Origin of the sequence: Rarobacter faecitabidus, from assembly GCF_006716265.1 — a bacterium.
Lineage (GTDB): Bacteria > Actinomycetota > Actinomycetes > Actinomycetales > Cellulomonadaceae > Rarobacter > Rarobacter faecitabidus.
In genome coordinates this window covers 611,454-633,343 of record NZ_VFOS01000001.1, presented here as the reverse complement: position 1 = coordinate 633,343, position 21,890 = coordinate 611,454, and the positions used below count along the sequence as shown (strand labels likewise).

Annotated in this window: 24 protein-coding genes; 12 read left to right on the top strand and 12 right to left on the bottom strand. The window is 67.4% G+C overall.

Annotated features, from left to right (window positions below):
* Positions 1-6: 6 nt before the first annotated feature.
* From FB461_RS02850 to FB461_RS02840, 3 genes are all read left to right on the top strand, one after another.
* The gene (locus FB461_RS02850; RefSeq protein ID WP_246045980.1) at positions 7-1,245 is read left to right on the top strand and encodes a sensor histidine kinase; all 1,239 of its coding nucleotides are present in this window, start codon (positions 7-9) and stop codon (positions 1,243-1,245) included.
* 151 nt (positions 1,246-1,396) lie between these two features.
* A complete protein-coding gene (locus FB461_RS02845; RefSeq protein ID WP_170222582.1) occupies positions 1,397-4,024 on the top strand; it encodes a glycoside hydrolase family 76 protein in 2,628 nt (875 codons plus the stop codon).
* 262 nt (positions 4,025-4,286) lie between these two features.
* Positions 4,287-4,520 carry a hypothetical protein gene (locus FB461_RS02840; RefSeq protein ID WP_142118782.1) on the top strand — a complete coding sequence of 78 codons (234 nt, stop codon included), beginning with the start codon at positions 4,287-4,289 and terminating at the stop codon, positions 4,518-4,520.
* Between the two features lie 73 nt (positions 4,521-4,593).
* On the opposite strand, the gene FB461_RS02835 is transcribed toward FB461_RS02840, so the two are convergent.
* Positions 4,594-5,220 carry a response regulator gene (locus FB461_RS02835; protein WP_142120687.1) on the bottom strand — a complete coding sequence of 209 codons (627 nt, stop codon included), beginning with the start codon at positions 5,218-5,220 and terminating at the stop codon, positions 4,594-4,596.
* A gap of 148 nt (positions 5,221-5,368) precedes the next feature.
* Positions 5,369-5,551, bottom strand: a complete 183-nt coding sequence (locus tag FB461_RS12120; RefSeq protein ID WP_211349825.1) for a hypothetical protein — start codon at positions 5,549-5,551, stop codon at positions 5,369-5,371.
* Between FB461_RS12120 and FB461_RS02825 the strand changes: the two genes are divergently transcribed.
* On the top strand, positions 5,550-5,963 hold the full coding sequence (locus FB461_RS02825) for a RidA family protein (protein ID WP_142118780.1): 414 nt from the start codon (positions 5,550-5,552) through the stop codon (positions 5,961-5,963). The two genes, FB461_RS12120 and FB461_RS02825, sit on opposite strands and share 2 nt — an antisense overlap.
* A gap of 18 nt (positions 5,964-5,981) precedes the next feature.
* Here FB461_RS02825 and mutM read toward each other — a convergent pair whose 3' ends face one another.
* From mutM to coaD, 6 genes are all read right to left on the bottom strand, one after another.
* Positions 5,982-6,887, bottom strand: a complete 906-nt coding sequence (mutM, locus tag FB461_RS02820; protein WP_142118778.1) for a bifunctional DNA-formamidopyrimidine glycosylase/DNA-(apurinic or apyrimidinic site) lyase — start codon at positions 6,885-6,887, stop codon at positions 5,982-5,984.
* Between the two features lie 6 nt (positions 6,888-6,893).
* Entirely contained in the window at positions 6,894-7,679 is a 786-nt protein-coding gene (gene rnc, locus FB461_RS02815; protein ID WP_142118775.1) for a ribonuclease III, read from the bottom strand.
* A gap of 61 nt (positions 7,680-7,740) precedes the next feature.
* Positions 7,741-7,932: a 50S ribosomal protein L32 gene (gene rpmF / locus FB461_RS02810; RefSeq protein WP_142118773.1), complete on the bottom strand. Its 192-nt coding sequence runs from the start codon at positions 7,930-7,932 to the stop codon at positions 7,741-7,743.
* A 2-nt stretch (positions 7,933-7,934) separates the two neighbouring features.
* Complete coding sequence (locus FB461_RS02805; RefSeq protein WP_142118771.1) at positions 7,935-8,528, bottom strand: YceD family protein; 594 nt, start codon at positions 8,526-8,528, stop codon at positions 7,935-7,937.
* A gap of 91 nt (positions 8,529-8,619) precedes the next feature.
* A complete protein-coding gene (locus FB461_RS02800; protein WP_246045979.1) occupies positions 8,620-9,171 on the bottom strand; it encodes a hypothetical protein in 552 nt (183 codons plus the stop codon).
* 20 nt (positions 9,172-9,191) lie between these two features.
* The gene (gene coaD, locus FB461_RS02795) at positions 9,192-9,674 is read right to left on the bottom strand and encodes a pantetheine-phosphate adenylyltransferase (RefSeq protein ID WP_142118768.1); all 483 of its coding nucleotides are present in this window, start codon (positions 9,672-9,674) and stop codon (positions 9,192-9,194) included.
* A gap of 80 nt (positions 9,675-9,754) precedes the next feature.
* On the opposite strand from coaD, the gene FB461_RS02790 reads away from it, so the two are divergent.
* Complete coding sequence (locus FB461_RS02790; protein ID WP_170222580.1) at positions 9,755-10,495, top strand: GNAT family N-acetyltransferase; 741 nt, start codon at positions 9,755-9,757, stop codon at positions 10,493-10,495.
* 79 nt (positions 10,496-10,574) lie between these two features.
* On the top strand, positions 10,575-11,141 hold the full coding sequence (locus FB461_RS02785) for an NADPH-dependent FMN reductase (RefSeq protein ID WP_142118764.1): 567 nt from the start codon (positions 10,575-10,577) through the stop codon (positions 11,139-11,141).
* Positions 11,142-11,343: 202 nt separating this feature from the next.
* Here the strand turns inward: FB461_RS02785 and rsmD are convergent, their stop codons facing one another.
* From rsmD to FB461_RS12235, 3 genes are all read right to left on the bottom strand, one after another.
* A complete protein-coding gene (gene rsmD, locus FB461_RS02780) occupies positions 11,344-11,910 on the bottom strand; it encodes a 16S rRNA (guanine(966)-N(2))-methyltransferase RsmD (protein WP_142118761.1) in 567 nt (188 codons plus the stop codon).
* 331 nt (positions 11,911-12,241) lie between these two features.
* Positions 12,242-14,518, bottom strand: a complete 2,277-nt coding sequence (locus FB461_RS02775) for an ATP-dependent DNA helicase RecG (protein WP_246045978.1) — start codon at positions 14,516-14,518, stop codon at positions 12,242-12,244.
* Positions 14,519-14,522: 4 nt separating this feature from the next.
* Entirely contained in the window at positions 14,523-16,325 is a 1,803-nt protein-coding gene (locus FB461_RS12235) for a DAK2 domain-containing protein (RefSeq protein ID WP_246045977.1), read from the bottom strand.
* 353 nt (positions 16,326-16,678) lie between these two features.
* Here FB461_RS12235 and rpmB point away from each other — a divergent pair, with 353 nt between their 5' ends.
* A complete protein-coding gene (rpmB, locus tag FB461_RS02765) occupies positions 16,679-16,870 on the top strand; it encodes a 50S ribosomal protein L28 (protein WP_142118757.1) in 192 nt (63 codons plus the stop codon).
* Positions 16,871-17,211: 341 nt separating this feature from the next.
* Positions 17,212-17,733 (top strand): GNAT family N-acetyltransferase, encoded by a 522-nt coding sequence (locus FB461_RS02760; RefSeq protein ID WP_142118755.1) that lies wholly within the window; start codon positions 17,212-17,214, stop codon positions 17,731-17,733.
* A 76-nt stretch (positions 17,734-17,809) separates the two neighbouring features.
* On the opposite strand, the gene FB461_RS02755 is transcribed toward FB461_RS02760, so the two are convergent.
* Entirely contained in the window at positions 17,810-18,829 is a 1,020-nt protein-coding gene (locus FB461_RS02755) for a thiamine-phosphate kinase (protein WP_142118753.1), read from the bottom strand.
* A gap of 53 nt (positions 18,830-18,882) precedes the next feature.
* Here FB461_RS02755 and FB461_RS02750 point away from each other — a divergent pair, with 53 nt between their 5' ends.
* From FB461_RS02750 to FB461_RS02735, 4 genes are all read left to right on the top strand, one after another.
* The gene (locus FB461_RS02750) at positions 18,883-19,335 is read left to right on the top strand and encodes a DUF3515 family protein (protein ID WP_142118751.1); all 453 of its coding nucleotides are present in this window, start codon (positions 18,883-18,885) and stop codon (positions 19,333-19,335) included.
* A 114-nt stretch (positions 19,336-19,449) separates the two neighbouring features.
* On the top strand, positions 19,450-21,066 hold the full coding sequence (locus FB461_RS02745) for an acyl-CoA carboxylase subunit beta (RefSeq protein WP_142118749.1): 1,617 nt from the start codon (positions 19,450-19,452) through the stop codon (positions 21,064-21,066).
* Positions 21,063-21,599: a hypothetical protein gene (locus FB461_RS02740; RefSeq protein ID WP_142118747.1), complete on the top strand. Its 537-nt coding sequence runs from the start codon at positions 21,063-21,065 to the stop codon at positions 21,597-21,599. Before FB461_RS02745 ends, FB461_RS02740 begins: the two co-directional genes overlap by 4 nt.
* Complete coding sequence (locus FB461_RS02735) at positions 21,592-21,834, top strand: acyl-CoA carboxylase subunit epsilon (protein WP_142118745.1); 243 nt, start codon at positions 21,592-21,594, stop codon at positions 21,832-21,834. Before FB461_RS02740 ends, FB461_RS02735 begins: the two co-directional genes overlap by 8 nt.
* Positions 21,835-21,890 lie beyond the last annotated feature (56 nt).

Sequence of the window (21,890 nt, the reverse complement as noted above, 5' to 3'; positions counted from 1 at the left end):
GACTCCGTGACCGCCGAAAGCGACGCCCCGATCCAGGCAGCAGAGGAGGCGGCGACCGACTACGAGGCCGCCACTCGCGAGAAGTGGATCACCGCCGGGGCCGAGATCACGACGATGCTCCTGTCGGGTGCCGAGGAAGAGGACGTGCTCGAACACATCGTGCAGGTCGCCATGCGGATCGGCTCGGCAGACGCGGCCGCGCTCATTTTGCCGGGGCTGGCTGGTGAGCTTACCGCCGAGATCGTCCACGGAGACCGCATCGGTGAGTTGCTGGGCATGATCATGCCGCGAGACGGGATGTCCTGGACTGCGCTCACGTCCGGTGAAGGGCGGTTGGTCGAATCGCTTGCCGACAAGCCCGACCTGCAGACTGAGCCGCTGCGCATCTTCGGCCCGGCCCTGTATGCGCCGTTGGGAACCGCGGAGCAACCCGTGGGCGTGCTGCTGCTGCTGCGCAAGGTCGGTAGCCACACCTTCGACGACGCGGACCTACGTCGCGCTCAGTCGTTCGCGAAGCAGGCGGCGATCGCCCTCGTCCTCACCGACGCCCGCCAGGCCCAGGCGCAGGCGCGGCTGATCGAGGAGAGGGAGCGCATAGCCCGCGACCTGCACGATCTCGCCATTCAGCAGTTGTTCGCCACCGGTATGCAGCTCGAGGTCGTGCGCCGTCGCGCCGGGCGCGGACTCGACAAGGCGGGGCTGATCGCCATTGTCGATGAGGCGCTCACCTCGGTGGATTCCTCCGTGCGGGAGATCCGCTCGGTGGTGCGATCGCTGCGCGATCCGGACGCGGCAGCCGGCGTGGTCGAACGGCTGCGCCGCGAATCGTCGCTCGCCCGTACGGGGCTGGGATTCGCGCCGTCGCTCATCATCACTCTCGACGGACGGTCCGTCGGGGATCTTGCCGTGGACGAGGAGTACTTCGACACGGTGGTCGTGGGGAACCTGGCCGATGACGTCGTCGCGGTGGTGCGGGAGGGCCTCGCCAATGCCGCGCGGCACGCCCATGCCGCCTCCGTCTCCGCCCGGATCTCACTGAGTACCAGCGGCGCGGGCGTCACGGTCGAGGTCGAGGATGACGGCGTGGGCCTCGGTAACGCGTCGGGGCGCAAGTCGGGCACCTGGAACCTCGCGGCGCGCGCCCGACAGCACTCGGGCGAGTCGACGATCAAGGATGCTCCCTCCGGCCAGGGAACGTTGCTCCACTGGCACGCACCCCTGCCGCAGGACCTGCCGCGCCGCTAAACTTGGTGCTCCGCCGCGTCGTCGGCGCGATAGCCTGAATCCGGCTTCGGGGAAGCCGACCTTTCACGGGGAGGTTTTCCACGTAGAATGGTCGTCATATGACAACGTTGTCGCTCGGCGCCGTCGCCGGGTAGGAACTCTTGAGGTGAATATGTCCCACCCCCGCAGCAGTCCCCGCACCCGCTTGCGCCGGATGCTTACGGCGAGCGCCGCGGGCGCCCTCGTCCTGCAACTCGGCATCGCGGTTTCGGTTCCTACTTCTTCCATCGCCGCAGCGGGCGACCGCGTGGCCAGCCAGAAGACGGTCAACGGCCGTACGGTTTCGCTGGTCGTCAACGACGCCTCCGGCGAGATCAGATCCGTCGTCACGGGCGCGCAAAACGGCGACAAGGCCTGGCTCGACCGGTCTGTCAACGGTTTCACGAACTGGACACTCATCAACTACACGGACTCGGTTTCCGGCGGGACGCTGACCACGGGTGCCGCATCGGACAAGGTGGGTAGCCAGTACGCACTGCTGCGCGCTTGCGCCGAAGCGGGAGGTCAGACCGACTGTACGCCGGTCGGCGAGGCCTCCCGGACGCAGCTCGGTGACGTGCTCGCGGCCACGAACGGCCTCGAGGCGTACTGGGGCAACTCGTCCAAGCTCTACGACACGGACCCGACGGGAACCCAGCCCACGAACGCGTGGATCAAATGGTGGCATTCGGCCGTCGCCACCTCAGCCCTGGCGGCCACCGTGCGCGCGACCAGGGACGAGTCCTACCTGACGAAGCTCGACACGATCTTCGAGTCGAACAAGAACAAGGACGAGAGCGGAATCGGCAAGGACACGTTCCGCAACAAGTACATCGACGACACGGGCTGGTGGGCGATGGCGTGGATCGACACCTACCGGCTAACTGGCAACGAAAAGTATCTGACGGCCGCCACGACGGCTGCGCAGTTCATGAGCACGTACCCCGGCACGTGCGGCGGAGTCCTGTGGCACACGGATGCCACCTACCACGCGGCTATATCCAACGGACTCTACCTGCAGGTCGCCTCGGCGCTCTACAGCGAGACCGGCGATCAGCTCTGGAAGAATCGCGCTCAAACGCAGTGGCAGTGGTACGCGAACTCCGGCTTAATCACCGCCGACGGACGCGTGGTAGACGGTGTGAGCGCGTCCAACTGCACTGCCGGCGGCGGGGTCTACACGTACAACCAAGGAGTCCTCCTGTCTGCCCTGGTCGAGTACTACCACGCTACCGACGACGCGAGCGTGCTCGGTGTGGCTCGCACCGTCGCCGATCGGTTCACCACGAACACTGGCCTGAACACCGCGGCCAGTCTCGGGGTCATGCGGGACTCGTGCGAGAGCGGCACGGGCGGCGGCAACGGTCAATACGGCTACCCCTGCTCCAACGACGGCCCCACGTTCAAGGGACCGGCCGTACGGGGCCTGGCCGAACTCAACGCCGAGCTCTCGGACAAGCCCTACACCGCCTACCTGGACAAGCAGCGGACCAGCGCGCTCAAGTACGCGCGCAACGCGACCAAGTCTCCCGGCACGGATCAGTACGGCCTGCGCTGGTGGGACAGTGGGGCGGACAAGCAGCACATCGGCAACCAGGTCGCCGCGGTGATGCTACTGGCAAACACGTACACCGTGCCCGATGTCGCGCCAGCACCGCTCGAGGCGCCGTCGATCACGCTCTCGCCCGCCTCACCGGGCACGAACGGCTGGTTCACGACGCCAGTGGCGGCGACGATCAGCGCCACAGACCTCCCCAGCGGTGCCGTCGTCGAGTACGCGCTGGCCACCGGCGAGTGGCACGTCTACGACGGGCCGATCACGTTGACCGAGGGTTCGGGCTCCCACCTCTACGCGCGCGTGCGCAGCGACAGTCACAGCCCATCGACTTCCGGCATCACGGCGGTGTCCTTCGCCATCGATGCCACCGCACCGGCATCTGACGCCGCCTTCGACCCGGCTGAGCGGCTGGTGACCATCACCACCACGGATACTCGTTCCGGGGTGGCCAGCGTGGAGTATCGGATCGGGACCGGCGAGTGGATCGCATACTCGGCGCCGTTCTCGCCGGGCGACGCCTCCACCACCGTCTACTACCGCGCTAGCGACCAGGCGGGGAACGTGACGAGCGTCAAGTCCCTGGGCATCACCAAGAAGCGGGCCGACGGCGAACTCATCCGTAGTGAGGTCCGCATCTCTTCGACGACCCAGAAGGTCGCCTACGGCACCCAAGTACGAGTGACAGTGACAGTGCTGACAGACGAGCCTTCGGTCTCGTCGAGCGGCCGCGTCGAAGTCCGAGACGACGCGGGCGTGATCGGGTCGGCCGCGATCGTCGCGGGCCGGGCCACCATCGCGTTGCCTCGAAGTCTGCGACCCGGCTATCACTCGTTCACGGCCACCTACCTCGGTGATACTGCCACGTACTCCTCCTCGGCCGGATTCGGCCTCCAGGTGGTCAAGACGGGCGCGAGGATCAGCGTGACGGCTCCCAAGAAGATCAAGCGGGCCAAGCGCGCCACCGTCAAGGTCGCCGTGAAATCGAGCACGGGCGTCAGCGCCGCCGGCAAGGTCAAGGTGGTCGTGACGAAGGGCAAGAGGAAGGTCATCGCCAAGACGATTAAGGTGGGCGCGTCGGGCGTCAAGTCGCTCAAGCTCAAGCGGCTGAAGGCCGGCAAGTACAAGATCAAGGTCACCTATCAGGGCAGCTCCACGGTGGGCAAGAAGGCTGCGGCGGCAAAGAAACTGACGGTGCGCAAGTAACCCACTACCGGCGAGAGCACAGCGCGCGGTCAGCGGCCTATTGCGTTTCGGTGAGCCGCGCCGCGACCGGGCCGCGTGATGTCGGCGTTGCGCTAGACCTGGCCGATTGGCCGGGTCTAGCGCGTACGGATCATGCCGAGGCAGTACCACTGCGGTGACGGCGACCGCCCCGTAAGAGGGACTTACGCCGAGAGTTGGACCCGTAGTACGATCAGGGCGGAGTGATCAATGGCGACCGCTAACCCAAAGGACTTGCGCACATATGGCCAAGACTGAGCACCCGCGAAGGGACGATGGCGTTCTTCCCGAGCAGCCGACCGAGCCGGTACAGCGTGGAACCACGCTCGCCTTCCTGATCGCCGTCACGCTCATTGTGGTCGCGTCCGTTGCGGCCATCCTCGTGGCATTGATGAGTTACCGCTCGGCGTCCGGCCTCGGCGGGTCAGAGCCACTTGGGCTGGAACGAACGGCCATCGTGGTGGATCTGCTGGGTTGACCGCAGTCGGGTTGGCCCCGTATCGGCCGTGTCGGCGGCCGTCCTCGGCCGATTGGCCCCGTATCGGTGCGCGCTACTGTGCGTTGTCAGCGCTCCAGGCTCGGTTTCGGCGAGCGGCCGCCCAGGCCGCCACCTGCGTTCTGCGCTGCAATCCCATCTTGGCAAGCAGCGAGGTGATGTGGTTCTTGACCGTCTTCTCGGCTATCGAGAGCCGCTCCGCGATTTCGCGGTTGGACAGTCCTTCGCCGATCAGGTTTACGACTTTGAGCTCAGACGGGGTGAGATCCTCGGTCGGGTCGTCGTGGTCCTTGCGGCGTCGCGTGACCGTCTTCTCGTCCAGCAGCACCCGGCCAGCGCCCACCGCGCGCACGACGTCAGCGATCTCGGCCCCGCGAACCGACTTCAGGACGTACGCCACCGCGCCGGCATCGAGCGCCGCAGCGAGGGCGACGTCGTCATCGAACGAGGTAAGGACGATCGCGCGAACGGACTCGTCCCGCGCGTGAACCGCCTTGATCAGGTCGATTCCGGTGCCATCGGGAAGTTGCAGGTCCACGAGCATGACGGCGGGATGGACGAGTTCGGCGCGGCGTAGACCCTCGGCGACGCTTCCAGCCTCGGCGACGATGCTCATTCCCTCGGAGCGATCGATCACCTCTGCGATTCCGCGGCGCACGACCTCGTGGTCGTCGATGATCATGACGGTCAGGTCGGTGCCGGCGTTCGCCTGGTTTGTGTTCACACACTCATCCTAATTCCCCGAGGGCCTCGCGAGCCATCACCGTCTCGGTGCGCCGTCAAGGCGCGGAGGTCGGAGCCGGTATCTGCCGATCCCCGCCCACCTGCGACTAGCGCCGACCGTATTTCTTGTGCACGGCCTGCTTGCTGATTTCGAGCGCGCCAGCGATCGCCTGCCAGGAGTACCCCTGGGCACGAGCCCGACGAACCTGCTCCGCCGCCGAGCGGCTAAGTGCGCGCTGCGGCTTCCCACCGCATGCCGGATATCGGCGGCGCTTGGTATAAAGAAGCATGAGTTCCATTCGCCGCCTCCGCCCAGCCGGGCTCGTATCTAGCCCGGCATTCAGTCACGTAGCGGTGGTTCCTCCGGGTGCCACGACCATCTACGTCGGCGGACAAAACGCGGTCGATGCCGATGGCACGCTGGTCGGTGCAGGCGACGTCGCAACTCAGGCGACCCGCGCTCTCGCGAATGCGGTCACGGCCCTGGGAGCGGTTGGCGCGACCACCGATGATGTCATTCAGTGGACCGTCCTCTTCGTTGATGGCGTAGATCTCGGGGTGGCCTACGGGGCGATCGCGGGGAGCCTCGCATCAGCTGAGCCCGCCCTGGTGACTAGCGCGCGGGTATCGGGGCTGGGCGTTGCCGGCGCGCTCATCGAGATTGGCGCGGTGGCCGCAATCACCGGAGACGTGCCGGACTAGCCACCATCGTCGCGGAACTCACTTTCGCCGCTGGCAGCGGGGGCAAAAGTGTGAGGAGCGGTTCGCAAACGCCTCTCGGCGAATGGGCTCGCCGCATCTCGGGCACGGATCCCCCGCTCGTCCGTAGACGTTGAGCGAGCGCGAGAAGTAGCCCGACTCGCCATTGACGTTGACGTACAGCGCGTCGAAACTGGTGCCCCCCTGCGCCAGCGCCTCGGTCATCACCTCACGACCGGCCTCGAGCAGGGCGATCAGCCTGGGTAGGGCGATGCGGTCGGCGCGGGTGCCGCCGTTGATGCGGGCGCGCCAGAGCGCCTCGTCCGCATAGATGTTCCCCACCCCCGCCGCCATCCCCTGATCCAGCAGCACGGCCTTGACCGGAGACCGCCGAGACTTCATGCGCTCGGCCGTGGCCGCCAAGTCGAGGAGCGGGTCTGTCAGGTCGCGCGCGATATGCGCCGCGCGGGCGGGCAGCGCGGGCAGTTGCGTACCGACGCCGCCGGGGCCGCCGTCGGTGGTGAGGACGAGTTCATCGACGGTCATGTACCCGAACGTCCGCTGATCCACGAAGTCGAGGATCATCGGCGAGGCTCCGCCAAGCGTGAGCCGAACGCGGGTGTGGCTGCCTGGTCCGCTCTCGGTATCGGAATGGACGCGCAGTTGTCCGCTCATCCCGAGATGAACGACGAGCGCGAGGGCGCGTCCGGTGCCTTCGGGTGCGTCAAGGATGAACCAGAGGAACTTCCCGCGGCGTGCGACCTCCGCGAAGGTCGCACCCATGAGCTCGTCCTGAAACTCCTCCGCCCCGCCGGGCGTATGGCGGATGGAGTACGGCCGATAGACGCAGACACCTTCGATCGTCCGGCCGAGGACGTGGCCGGCGAGGCCGATCCGGACGGATTCGACTTCGGGAAGTTCGGGCAAGCGCGCCTACTTGCCGGTCGTCGCGGTGCCGGTCGTCGCGGTGCCGGTCGTCGCGGTGCCGGACTTCGAGCCGGCAGACTTCGCGGTGAGCGGCTCGTCAGGAACGAAGGGTTCGCCCGCGATACGTCGCTTGAGTTCCTTGTAGGCAGCCTGCGCGGCGGCTTGTTCCGCGTGCTTCTTGGCGGTTCCGACGCCGGTCCCATAGATCTCGTCGCCGAGCAGCACGAGCGCCGTGAACTCGCGCGCATGGTCTGGGCCGATGCCCTCGACCCGGTAGACGGGCTGAACTCCCAACTGCTCGGCGGAGAGTTCCTGCAGGGAGGTCTTCCAGTCGAGGCCCGCACCCAGTTCGGCAGCGGCCTCGATCAACGGGTCCACCAGCGAGTGAACGAGCGTGCGCGAGACTTCCAGCCCGTGACACAGGTAGGCCGCACCGAGCAGGGCCTCGACGGTGTCCGACAGGATCGAATCCTTGTCGGCGCCACCGGAGGCAGCCTCGCCACGCCCGAGCAGGATGTAGGAGCCGAGGCCGATCTCCCGCGCCACGATCGCTAGAGCGCGCTGCGACACGGTCGCCGCGCGCATGCGCGCCAGGTCGCCCTCGGGCAGGTCGGGGAAGCGGCGATAAAGCGCCTCGGTCACCACGAGCCCCAGCACAGTGTCGCCCAGGAACTCCAGGCGCTCGTTCGTGGGGATGCCGCCGGCCTCATGAGCGAATGACCGATGGGTCAGCGCCAACACCACAAGCTCGGGGTCGATATCGACCCCGAGCTTGGAGTAAAGCCCGCTCATTGCCTCGGCGGACGGAGCTACCGGCCCCGTTCGTTTAGTTCGCCCAGACACGTAAAGAGGCTCAGGCGTGCTCGCTGCGGAGCGCCTCGGTGTACTGGCGGCCCTTGTAGGTGCCGCAGGTCGGGCACGCCACGTGGGACTGCTTCGGGGACTTGCACTGCGGGCAAGTCGCGAGGCTCACGGCGGTCGCCTTCCACTGCGAACGGCGCGCACGGGTGTTACTGCGCGACATCTTGCGCTTGGGAACAGCCACAGCTAGCTCTCTTTCGTATCGTCGGAGGCCTGGTTGGCTCCGAAAGCTTCTTGAAGCCCGGCCCATCGAATATCGACGGAATCGTGCTTGTGATCCGGATGGTCGGCGAGCCGGATGCCACATTCAGGGCACAAGCCCGGGCAGTCCCGATCACACAACGGTTGAAATGGTAGTGCAGTGACCAGCGAATCCCGAATCACGGGTTCGAGGTCGATGTCGTCGTGATCGATGACGAAGACCTCGTCCTCATCATCGTCTCCCGACTCCTCGGCAGCCTTGGCCCGTTCCGGATAGGCGAACAGGGCGGTGATGTTGGCGTCCAACTCGTAGACGACCTCATCGAGGCAGCGCACGCATTCGCCGCGCGCCTCGCTCTGTGCTTGTCCGGTGACGAGCACGCCCTCAAGGACGGATTCGAGTCGAAGTTCAACATCGAGTTCCTCTTGGGGGCGAATCCCGATTACCGCGGTTCCCCAGAATTCCGGGACCGTCAATTCCAGGTTCTCGCGCATCATTTCGCCGGGCCGGCGCGCCAGATCGTGCACATTCAGCACAAACGGCGAGCGCTCCAGGGAAGTAATGGCTTGACCTCTCATTCACGGACGGTATCCGGGCATGGCTCACGCGAAACTACGCGCGGGCCGACTAACCATCCTACGACATTCCTGACGGTCGGCGCTACCTCGCCTACTGCTCCTCGTCCAGCAGACCCGCGAGTTTCGCGCGGCCGGCCTGGACCTGGCTGAGCAGCCTGCCCATGTCGATCTCGAAGTCGGCGAGGCGGCGGTCGCAATAGTCGTTCGCCTCACGCTTGAGTGTGCGCGCTACCTCGTGCGCGTTCGCCTCGATGTCGGCCGCCCGTTCCGTGGCCTGCCGCGTGATCTCGTGCTTGGACACGAGCATCTCCGCCTCGTCGCGCGCCTCCGCAAGCAGGCGCTGCGCCTGCGCGTGCGCGGCATCCAGCGCCTCGTCGGCGTCGGACAGCACGCGGTCGGCGTGCGTGAGCTGCCCGGGCAGTGCCGCGTAGATGTCATCGATGAGTTTCAGCGCATCGTGCTTGTTGACGAGCACCGAGGCCGACATCGGCATCGCACGCGAACGCTCGATCAGGTCGGTCAGGGCGTCAAGCAGAATCGGCAGGCCCGGCTGGCCGGTGTCGAATTCCTCCGCGCCGGGGTCGCTTACGTGGTCGCTCAGGTCGCTGAATGCCGATGTCATCTCGTCCCTCTCCTCGCTCATGTCGTCCGCCCCCTCATTGCCTACGGCCGTGTGCCCAGTGCCGCGTAGACCGCTGTCGCGACCTCGGGCGTGACCAAATCCGAGATGTCGCCGCCGTAGCGTGCGACGTCGCGCACGAGCGTCGACGCGACGTGCAGTAGTGCGCCGGACGCGGGGACGAAGACGGTCTCGACTCCGCCGAGATGCCGGTTCATGGCTGCCATCGGCACCTCGTCGTCCAGGTCCGAGCCGGATCGCAGGCCCTTGACGATCGTGCTCGCCTCCCGCTCCCGGCAGAAGTCGACTAGCAGGCCGGGGATGGCCTCGACCGTCACGTTCGGCAGATCGGCGACCGCGAGTCGCGCTAGCCGCAGCCGGTCATCGAGTTCGAGCAGCGCCTTCTTCGCGGCGTTCCGCGCGACCCCGATGATCACGGAATCGAACAGGGTGGCGCCCCGGCGCACGATGTCGAGGTGCCCGAGGGTGATCGGATCGAACGATCCGGGGAATACTGCGACGCTCACGCCTCCTAACGTAGACCAGGCCTTCGAAGGATTCCTGAACCCAGGCACCGTGTTGCGGAAAACCACCGACAATGGATGGCATGAACCACGCTCCGGACATCACGCGCATCCAGACGGCTCAGGACATCCGGTCGGCCTACGACGGCGTGCTCACACCCAGTTTTCCCGAGCGCGAACTGAGCGAATTCGCGCCGGTGGCCTCGTCCATCGAAAGCGGTGAACTCGTCGCATTCGGCACCCACGGACCAGGCGGCGAGGTCGCTTCGATGATCGGGGTAGAGGTGCGCGGACGAGTGGCGATGATCGTTTACCTCGCGATCGCTCCTAGCCTGCGCGGCGGCGGGATCGGTGGCGCGCTGCTCGATCGCGCGGTCCGCTACGCGCGCGATGAAGCGGGCGCGGACTATGTATTGCTCGAGGTCGAACGGCCCGACGTCCACGCGTCCTCCCCCGAATTCGGCGATCCCGTCCGCAGGCTGCGGTTCTACGAGCGGCGCGGTCTCGAAGTCCTCGACGTGCCATTCTTCGTCCCCTCGCTGCGCCCGGGATTCGAGCGCACTCCCGCACTGCTACTCGGGACGTTATGGGCTAGCGATGCCGTGCGCGCCGGCGAGGGAGTGCTCGCCGCCCCGATCCTGGATTTCATCAGGGAATACTTCACCGCCACCGAGGGCTCGTTCGGCGAGGACGAGGCCTCCGCCGCGATCGCCGATGCCCTCGCGGGGCGGACCGTCCGGCTGCGACCGGCTGCCGACTATGCGAACTCGCCTGCGGGATTGTTACCGGGATCACTCATCGAGCGCCCTGACCCGCCGCGTTGAACGCAGTACGCTCGAATCCGGGCCGGACCGCGAACGCTCACCGTCCCCTCTGCCGCAATCACTAGTCACGAGGACTCGCATGACAAAGCTCATGATCGTTGTAGGTTCCGTACGGCCCGGGCGCATCGGTCTGCCGATCGCGCAGTGGGTGCGCGATCAGGCGGAATCGGACGGCCGGTTCGAGGTTGACTTCGCCGACCTCGGCGAGATCGGCCTGCCGTTCATGGACGAGCCCAAGCATCCGCGCCTGCGCCAGTACACGCATCAGCACACGATCGACTGGTCCCGGCGCGTCGAGGCGGCCGACGCGTTCGTCTTCGTCACCCCGGAGTACAACCACTCGTACTCGCCGGCATTGAAGAACGCCCTCGATTTCCTGTTCGTCGAATGGTCCCGCAAACCGGTGGCGTTCGTCGCCTACGGCGGCGTCTCGGGTGGCACGCGCGGCCTGATGGCCATGGCTCCCGTCATCGAGGCTCTCGGGCTGGTCCGCGCGCAGACGAACGTGGAGATCCACGGCGCGGGATCGCTCGTGAAGGACGGCGCCTTCGCTGCCGACGAACGACTCGCGGGGACGCTGGGCAAGGCCCTAACCGAGCTCAATGGGCTCGCCGCGACCCTCGGGGAATACCGGGCCCGTAGCTGACGCGGCCCTCCGGCCCTCCGGGAGAGCGTTGACGCGGCCCTCCGGCAGTCCGGCCGAGCGACGCGGCCCAAAACCCGGTTCGCGGGCACATACTTCAGTTCACCCCGGTGTATTTCACACCGCGAACTGAAATATGTGGGGGCGAACCGGCGGGCGGCGCGCGGCGAGGGGCACGCAGGACCCGCCGAGCGGCACGCGGCAGTTACGCGCCGGTCCCCGTCGGGTTCTCGGCGTAGTGCAGCACGGTTGAACCGTACACCTTCGATTCGATGAGCACGATCGGTGCTGGCCATGCAGGCTCCGCCGAGTGTTTATCCCGCTCGACCACGACGATCCCGCCCGGGCGAATGTGCGGAGTTACAGTCGTGAGCAATTCGTTGATGCTGACATCGGTGACATCGTAGGGCGGATCGATGAGAACCAAATCCCACCCCACTCCGACGTAGTTCGCCGCGAACCGCTCGGCCTTGACCGCGACAACTTGCGTCCGCTCGGCGAGTCCCAGGGCAGAGACGTTCGCACGGATCGTCGTAATCGCCCCGCGTGCCGAATCGACCAGATCGGCATGTTGCGCGCCACGGCTCAGCGCCTCGAATGCGAGCGCCCCCGAGCCGGCGAAAAGGTCAGCTACCCGAGCATTGCGCACGACGTCCCAGTGCTCGAGTCGCGCGAAGAGGGATTCGCGCACGCGATCCGACGTGGGTCGGGTACCCCGGACGGGAACCTGGATTATGCGCCCGCCCAGCGTGCCCGCAATGATTCTGCTCACCCCGACACGCTACCCAGAACCGGGCCAGTCACCCAATCGAATCCCGCTGCCCATCGGATCCATCGCCGGTCGGAAACACCGCCGGTCGGAAACATCGCCGGTCGGAAACATCGCCGGTCGATCCCGTTACCCGCTGCATCCATCGAGATCTGTCGAAGTCCCTCGGTTCACCGGCACATATTTCAGTCGGGGGTATGAAATTCATAGGGGTGAACTGCAATATGTGCCCGCGAACCGAGGAAAAAGCGGCGGCAAGCGCCCGACACAGGAGCGACGGCAAGCGCCCGACACTGGAGCGGCGGAGATGCTCGACTGGGAGGCATCGTGCGACCTAGGTCCGTTCGATGAACTCCTCGCGGCCCGCGAGCATCTCGGCTATGGCTCCCGCCAGCATTCGATGACCGGCGAGCGACGGGTCCACAGCCACGATCCGGTCGGCGTCATCGCGCGCCCGGGCGATGAGATCGGCGTCGTCGATCACCCGCAGGAGTTTGAGCGAGGACGAGTATCCCGATTGACCCGCCCCGAGCACATCTCCCTCCCGCCGCAGGCGCAGGTCGATATTCGCCAGTTCGAACCCGTCGTCGCTCTCCGCGAGAGCTGACAGCCGCTGCCCCGCGACGGATAGCGGATCCGCAGGCGATACGAGCAGGCAAATCCCGGCGTCCGCGCCGCGACCGACGCGACCGCGCAACTGGTGCAACTGCGAGATGCCGAACCGATCCGCGTCGAGGACGACCATGATCGTCGCCTCCGGCACGTTGACTCCCACCTCGATGACGGTCGTGCTCACGAGCACGTCGATCTCGCCGGATGCGAAGGCCGCCATCGCCGCGTCCTTCGCCTCCGGCGCCATCCGTCCGTGCAGGACACCGATGCGCGCGCCCGCCAGCGCCGGCTGTTCGCTCAGCATGGCCGCCGTCTCGAGCGTCGTGTGCAGGTGGCGTGGCGGTCCCTCGGCGCCGCCGGATTCGTCCGGTTCGACGTCGGCGGTGGCCTCGTCCTCCTGCGCTTCATCGCTGATGCGGGAGCACACGACGAAGCCGCGGTGGCCGCGGCGTACCTCGTCCCCCAGTCGCTCCCAGACTCGCGCGAACCAGCGTTCGTTGGCCTCCGGCACAACATGCGTGCTGCGCGCGTGCAGGCGAGCGGGAGTATCGGTCAGGGTGGACACCTCCAGGTCACCGAATACGGTCATCGCCACCGTGCGCGGGATGGGAGTAGCGGTCATCACGAGGGTGTGCGGCATGACCTTGGCGCGACCGCGCAGCACATCGCGTTGCTCAACGCCGAATCGGTGCTGTTCGTCCACGACCACGAGTCCCAGGTCTGCGAACTGGACGATATCGGACAGCAACGCATGGGTGCCGACGACGATGCCGGCCATGCCGCTCGCAGCATCCAGGAGCGCCTGTTTCCGTGCGGCAGCCCCGAGCGACCCAGTCAGGAGCGTGACCTTGGTGGCGTTCGGCGCCGCGCTCAGCGTGCCGCCCTCCCCCAGGTCGCCGAGCATTTCCGTGATCGATCGGGCGTGCTGCGCCGCCAGCACCTCGGTGGGCGCGAGGAGCGCGGCCTGACCTCCGGCATCGACGACCTGGAGCATGGCCCGCAACGCAACGACCGTCTTGCCCGCCCCGACATCGCCCTGCAGCAGGCGCAGCATAGGGGTGTCGGATGCGATTTCCTCGGCGAGAGTTTCCCCGACCGCGACCTGCGATCCAGTCAGCGCGAAGGGCAGTCGCGAATCGAACTCGGCCAGGATCCCGTCGCCGCGACCTGGCCTGGCCCTACCCGCATGCGACCTGGCTGCGGCGCGGCGCCGGGCGAGCTCGGTCTGCAGGACGAGTGCCTCCTCGTACCTGAACCTGCCGCGAGCACTGGCATAGTCCGCGGCCGAAGCGGGCCGGTGAATCGCCCGCAGAGCGTCGGTGAGGCCGAGCAGTTTGCGCTCGGCCCTGATGGCCGGGTCTATGGGATCGAATTCGTCCACATCCGGAAGTTCGGTCAGAACCTCACGCAGAACCGTCCGGATGCCCCGGCTGGAGGCCTTTCCCCGCCCCCGGTAGACGGCGAGGAGGTCCCCCGCGCGGGCGATCGACTCCTGCCCGTAGTCGGTGCCGACGTCGAGCAGTTCGTAGTCCGGGTTGCTCAGTTGCTCACGACCGCGGTATTCGCGGATCTTTCCCGAGAAGATCGCCTGCGTGCCCGGGCGGAGCATGCGTTCGAGGTAACGTGCTCCGGCCTGTGATTTAGCGAAGAAGGTCGCCGAGAGGCGTCCACCCTGTGCGTCACCGATCTCGACGTTCGTGAGGATCTTGTCGCCGTTGTACGTGCGGCGCTGCGTGAGCGTCAGCACTCGCGCGATCAGCGTGACATCCTCGTCCGATTGAGTGAGTTCTAAGAAGGATGTAAGCGTGGCCGAATCCAGGTAGTTGCGCGGAAAGTAGTAGACGAGATCGCGAACCGTATCGATGCCCATGGCCGGCAGCGCCTTGATGGTCTGTGCGATCAGTCCAGCACGTTGCTTCTCCGCGTCCGAGGTCGGATCGGGCGGTCGTACCACCTTGGCAACCGGCAGGTCCAGGTAGGGCACCAGTGACGAATTCACCGCGCTACAGCCTTTCGATGGCCGCCGCGTAGCCGTTGCCCGTACGACCGCTGGCGACGAGGACGAGTTCGCAATCGGCCGCCCGGACGGCGTCCGACAGTGCCGCTCGCGCCTCCCGCGGCCACGAGTCATCCGCGACCACGACCAAGAGGTCATCGGGTTGTAGCGCCTTGGTCAGCGTGGCGGTCAGATCGTGGCCGTCCCCGCCGGCCCGACCCGCGGTCGCGGCGGACGCGCCGCTCGCCGGAATCGGAAGCAGCGCGCGCCACGCCGCGTCCAGTCCGGACTCGGCTCGCGTAAACGACTCCGTGACGAGCATCGGAAGGTGGCCGAGGGCGGCGGCGAGCTGAGCCTCGTTCGCGACTGCGTCACCAGCCACGATGCGTGCGGTCTTGCCGGTCGCCTTGGCGGCCCGCGCCAGGTTCGTCGCGAACTCACCGGGCGACGCTTCGGATTCCTGAGGACGTGGCGCATGCTCGCCGATTCCACTGAGGACGAGCACCGAATCGCAGCCGGCGTCGGTGAGTGCCCGTGCGAACTCGTTCACCTCGACCGTTCCGTCCTGACTGAACAGCGCGATACCGCCGGCACGGGCGATCTCCGCCAGCAGTCCGGGTGCGCGCGTAACGCCGATCCACGACCATTGGCCGTCGCCGTTGACCTTCGGCCCGGCTCCGTGCCGGTGCCCGAAGCCGCGGCTGAGCTCATGAACCACGACTTGCCGAAGTCGCCAGCCATCGGCGGCGGCGATCACCGCCGCGGGGTCGGGGGTATGAATGTGCACGCGCGCCGGTGCATGACCGGATTCGAGCGCATCGCCGATCACTACGAGCGACACACCAGTGTCCGCGAGGCGGCTGCGAAGTTCAGCCACGGGATCGAGGCTGCCGTCACCCGCGTCGGCCTCGGGATACGCCAGGCACATGAACTCGAAGGGGTGCTCCGGGTCGAGCGCCGCAGTTTCATCGCGCCACGGGTGAGCCTCGAACGGCGTGACGGCGGTCGCGAGCCATTCGTCCGCCGCGGCTACCTGATCGTCCACGCCTTTCGCCGCCTCGTCCGCCGCGGGCCAACCGACCGCAGGGCCGGCGCCCGGCGCGTGCGCAAGATTGCGAGCGGCATCGTCAGGCGACGGGCTCCCATGAGCGGCGGAGGAATCGTCCTCCCCCGAAAGCCCTGGGGAGAGCGCACCCGCGAGCGCGGAAAGCACGAGAACGAGCCCCACGGCACCCGAATCCACGACCCCGGCCCGGCGGAGCACGTCGAGTTCCTCGGGTCCGTGCGAGACCGCGGCGCGCGCCGCGGCCAGCGCCGCCAGCGTGACCGAGCGCGTATCGAGGTCAGGAGCGGCGGCGACGGCCGTCACAGCGGCATCGGCGGCGCTGCGCGCTGCGGTCAGGATCGTGCCGGGAGCGGGCTCTGCCACGGCCCGGAACGCAGCGCTGGCCCCGCGGTCGAAAGCGGCAGCAAGCTGGACGCCATCGAGGACGCTACCGGCTTCGGCACCCGCGAACTCTGCGGCGGCATTCGCCAGGCCTTGAAGGTACTCCGCGAGGATCGTGCCGGAATTGCCTCGTGCGCCCACGAGGGCGCCCCCGGCGAACTCGCTCAGCGCAAGGCTCACGTCATCATGACGGCCGATGCTCGCAGCACCCTGCGTGAGCGTGAGGAGCAGGTTCGTCCCCGTGTCGCTATCGGGAACGGGAAATACGTTGGCGCGGTTGAGCGGCTCTCGGTAGCGCGCCACAGCGGCGACGGATTCACTCGCCCAGCGGCGGACGTGCGCGGCCGTGACGCCAGTGAGCACAACCGCACCTCCATTTCCTTGCCTGCCGTTCCCGCGCCCGCACCCGGGAACCCAATAACGATGGCGTGAGCCCACCGAACTATTGAGCGGACCCTCCGGGCGGCTTCGAACCGTGCCCACCACTCTAGTGGGATCCACCCGGTGCCGCGGCGGACCACGCGGTACGGTGGATATGTCCGGCGCCGTGACGTGCATCGCCGGACTTTGAGTTTCGCGGCGATGTGCCGTATCCTGTTGTGGTTGCCCGGATGCAAGTCCCGGCGATCGCTGATCGCGGTGAGCGCGGCCAGTATCAATCAGACCCTATTCCGCAGGTGTTCCAAGCGCCTGCGCACAGATGATCAGGAGTAAACGTGGCTGCCAACTGCGACGTCTGCGGCAAGAGCCCCAGCTTCGGGTACAGCGTCTCGCACTCCCACGTGCGCACGAAGCGCCGGTGGAACCCGAACATTCAGCGTGTGCGTGCCGTCGTGGGCGGAACGCCCAAGCGAGTGAACGCATGCACCTCCTGCCTCAAGGCAGGCAAGGTCACGCGTCCCGCGTGAGAACTGTAGCGATCTCGGCGTAGTTTCTCGCCGAAAGCGCGTAGCCGGGGATCCCGACCGCTCGTCGGGATCCCCGGCTTTTTCGCGCCCAGCGCCGTCTCCTCGCTCGGATCGCTCCCCTCGCTCGCAACCCCGACCAGGTGTCGGTGAACACGCTCGGTGTGGCGATATGACCATTGACGGTCGGCCGCATCCGGCACCAACGACCACAAACACGCGCTAACTCGGGTGAACCGCCGCAACACCGAAGGCGGGCCGTGGCGTGCGGGGCAGCGCGGCGATCGGAATGACAAACGCGGCACGTGTTGGCTGACCGGCGAACTCGTGGCACGCTAAACCCTATGGAGGGCAGATTCGAAGAGGTCGACATTCGGCGCGCGAAGCCGGCGGATGCCGGTGACATCGCCCGCGTGCAAGTGGACGCGTGGCGCGAAACCTACGCCGGAGTGCTCCCAGCCCCAATTCTTGCCGACCTGGACGTCGTCAGCCGCGCCGAGAAATGGGCGCAGGACATCGAGAGCACCGAAATCCACACCTGGGTCGCGACTGCCCGCGACCTCGGGATCGTGGGCTTCGCCTCGCTCGGCCCGTCCCAGGACGCGGACGTGACCCGCACGACCCAGGAACTCTACGCGATCTACCTCGTCCCCGACGCGTGGGGTAAAGGGATCGCCCGGGGTCTGATGAAGACGGTCTTCGAGGAGGTTCCCGATGGCGCGGACCTCACGTTGTGGGTGATCGCCGACAACGCGCGCGCCCTGCAGTTCTATCGTCGGCACGGTTTCCTCGACGATGGCGTGGAGCGGCACTCCAACGCCGACGGCGCAGGGGCCGTCGAGGTTCGCTACCGCCGTCGCGGATAGCGGCCGCCCCGGCACGGCAGGGCTCGTCCCTACGCGCCGACGTGCAGGCAACCTCGCCAAGCTTTCGCGGCACTCGTCAGTGCGCGAAGTGCTGCCAGCCAGAGTCGCGCTCCCAGCGGCGTCCCTGAACCAGGACATCCCCCGCCGAACCGGCTAGCGACTCCACGACGACGCCCACCGGCCGGAATCCTTCGGCCACCTCGTCGGGCGCGAAAGCGGCGACCATGGCGTGGTCCTCGCCCCCACTGAGGATCCACTCGCTCACAAGGCCGGGCTGATCGCCTTCCGGCACGCCCCACCAGGCCGCGACCTCCCGCAGGATCGCGGCATCGTAGGCGCTGGCCGCAAGCGGATCCGCCAGGTCCACGCTCACGCCACTGGCCTCGGCCATCCGCTGGGCATCGAGCACCAGGCCATCCGAAACATCCAGCATGGCGTGCGCCGTGCTGGCGGACACGCCCTCGGCAATCGCCGGTTCCGGCCGCAGGTACGCATCGACGACCGCCCTGACCTGCGCCGGAACGGGGCCGTTCTCATTGGCGACCTGGAGCACTCGTCCACAAACCGCCAACCCCGCCGCCGACCAGCCGAGCCTGCCCGCGACGGCGATCACATCGCCCGCGCGTGCACCCGAACGGGTCACCGCCGGGCGTCCGTCGTTGTCGCCGAGCACGGTCACGGCGACGACGATCGAGTCACCGGATGAGATATCGCCGCCGATCACGCTCGCGCCGTGCCGTTCGCAGGCACCGGCGACCCCGCGGGCGAAGTCGGCGAGCCAGGCCAGCGTCGTGGTGGCGGGCAGGACGAGCGCCACGACCAATGCCGTGGGACGAGCGCCCATGGCGGCCGCGTCGGCTAAATTCTGCATTGCCGCGCGCCATCCCACGTCGTATCCGGTCGACCATTCGTTCCGGAAGTGGCGGCCCTCCACCAGCACATCCGTGGAGACGGTGAAGGTGCCGTGGGGCGCCCGTACTACCGCCGAATCGTCCCCCGGGCCAAGCTCGACATCCGGCGAGTCGCTCCGGCGCAGGATCGGCAGTATCAGGTCGAGGATCTGGGACTCGGTCAGGTCTCCCACGGTTTCACGCACCGCTCCAGCGTATCGGCGTCCGGTCCTCAGGCTCGGGACACTAGGCTGGCAGGGTGAAGAAGTTCGCCATGTGGGCGGCCGTGATCGGCTGCCTCACCGCCGTTGCCGGTTGCGCCCCCACGATCGCAGTGGAGCCCGCGGCGCACGCGGACGATGCGGCCTGCGGGCTCGTCCTCGCCCGCACCCCGCAGACCATGGACGGGCACCCGCAGCGCCAGACCACGGCCCAGGCGACGACGGCCTGGGGCGATGCCGGGGCGGCGATCGCCCTGCGATGCGGCGTCGAGCAGCCGGGGCCCAGCGCGGACTGCGTCTCAATCACGTACGGGGACGTCACCGTGGACTGGATCGCGCAGGAGACCACGACCGGCTGGCGCTTCACCACGTATGGCCGTACCCCAGCCGTAGAGGTCGCCGTACCCTCATCGCTCGGCCTGACACAGCCCGGGCTGACCGACCTCACGGACGCCCTGGCCAGCACCATCGTCACCGCACACTGCACCTGAGCGATGGGGGCATCTCGTCTTCCGGGCCGTGTTGTGGGATTCGCCAATGACGAATCGCGTGCCATTGCCGATCCGCACATGCCCGCGGGGAGGGCAACGGTCTAGGCTCTACTTGTGACCGACTCAGCAGCCACGAACGCGCCCAATCCCGCCACGCCCGAGGTGACGACCGCCTCCCGGCTCGAAGAACTGCACCGGCGAACCGCCGACGCGATCACGAATCCGGAACAGAACGCCCAGGCCAAGCAGCACGGCCGCGGCAAGAAGAGCGCGCGCGAACGCATCGATCAGCTGCTCGACGAGGACTCATTCGTGGAGCTCGACGCATTCGCGAGCCACCGCGCCACACGATTCGGTATGGCCGCCAAGAAGGTCGCCGGCGATGGCGTCGTGGTTGGCTACGGCACGATCGACGGGCGCCAGGTGTGCGTGTACTCGCAGGACTTCACCGTCTTCGGCGGCTCGCTCGGCGAGGTGCACGGGCAGAAGATCACGAAGGTCATGGACCTGGCCCTGCGCACCGGCGTCCCGCTGATCGGCATCTCCGACGGCGGCGGTGCACGCATTCAGGAGGGCGTTGCCGCGCTCACGCAGTTCGCGGAGATCTTCCGCCGCAACGTCGCCGCCTCCGGCGTCATCCCGCAGATCTCGCTGATCCTCGGCCCGTCCGCGGGCGGAGCTGTATATTCACCTGCGCTCACCGACGTGATCGTCATGGCCGATGGCACCTCGAACATGTTCATCACCGGCCCCGACGTGATCCGTGCCGTGACCGGCGAGGACGTCGGCTTCGAGGAACTGGGCGGCGCGCAGACCCACAACGAGCGCTCCGGCGTGGCGCACTACCTCGCCTCCGACGAGGATGACGCGTTCGAGTACGTCCGCCACCTGCTGGGCTTCCTGCCGCAGAACAACCTCGCCGACCCGCCGGTCTTCCCCATCGAGGCGGACCTGACCCTCAGCGAGGAGGACGAGGCGCTCAACTCGCTCGTCCCGGATTCCGTTTCGCGCCCCTACGACATGCACAAGCTGATCTCCACGGTCGTCGACGACGGTGAGTTCCTGGAGATCCAGCCGCTCTTCGCGCCGAACGTCGTCATCGGCTATGGGCGCGTCGAGGGGCACGCGATCGGCATCGTCGCCAACCAGCCGATGCAGATGGCCGGCACGCTGGACATCAACGCCGCCGAGAAGGCCGCCAGGTTCGTCCGCACCTGTGATGCGTTCAATATCCCGATCATCACGCTCGTGGACGTGCCCGGCTTCCTGCCCGGCACCGATCAGGAGTGGAACGGCATCATCCGGCGCGGAGCGAAGCTGATCTACGCGTATGCCGAGGCAACCGTGCCGCTCGTCACCGTCATCACCCGCAAGGCGTACGGCGGCGCCTACATCGTCATGGGCTCCAAGCAGCTCGGCGCTGACATCAACCTCGCCTGGCCGACCGCGCAGATCGCCGTGATGGGCGCCGCGGGCGCGGTCAACATCCTGCAGCGCCGGTCTCTGCAGGAGGTCGCTGCGAACGGCGGCGACGTGGAGGCCGAGCGCGCGCGGCTGGTCCAGGAGTACGAGGACGAGATCGTCGGGCCGTGGGATGCGGCGGCCCGCGGCTACGTGGACGGCGTGATCGAGCCAGCCGCGACCCGCGGCGAGATCACCCGGGCGCTGCGCGCACTGCGCACCAAGCGCGGCACGCTACCGCCGAAGAAACATGGGAACATTCCCCTATGACCGATTTCGATCCGAACTCCTCGGCAGCAGGGAACTCGCCCGATGATTCGCCCGCGGATTCACCACAGGTCGTGGACGCGACCGAGTTGCATCGGCGCGTGGACGAACTGAGCGCCGAATTGCACCGCTACGTGGAAACCGCGGTCGGGGTCCGCTCGGAATTTGACGCGGCGACGGCCGACGACGACCCTCGCGTCGAGGCTGCCGAGAGCGCCGTGGAGCGCGCCAACACGGCGTTCGACACGGCGTTCGAGGAGACGCTCGGGATGGTGTGCTCGCACACCGGCTTCGCGGACGAGGACGACGAGGACACCGAGGGCGACGAGGACTCGCACGATTCGATCACCCTCGAGCTGACGTTCGATCCGGCCCCGGATACCTCCGGCGTACGCGCCGCCATCGCCCAGGCGATGGATGACTTGGACGAGTTCGCCCACGCGCTGTCCGCGCGGCTCGAGGCCCGCGGCGTCACCGTGAGCCACTGGGCGTGCATCCACGAGAGTTACGCGGACGAGGACGACGACGATGAGTGAACCGGCATTCAATGGCTTGCGCATCGTCCGCGGCGAACCCACGGACGTGGAAATCGTGGCGCTGATCGCCGGGCTCGCCGCTGCGGTTCCCGCTGAGGAGGACGATCCGCTCACGCGCGCTCGAGAGCGCTGGCGCGACCCTGGGCGCGGACTGCGCATGAGCCCGCTCGGCCGCCAGGGCGGGCGCGGGCACGACGAGTGGCGCTGGTCGCTGCGCGCCATGCAGAACTGGTAGACGCATCGGCCACGCGCCAACACCGGTTGTGGCCATGCGCCAACACCGGTTATGGC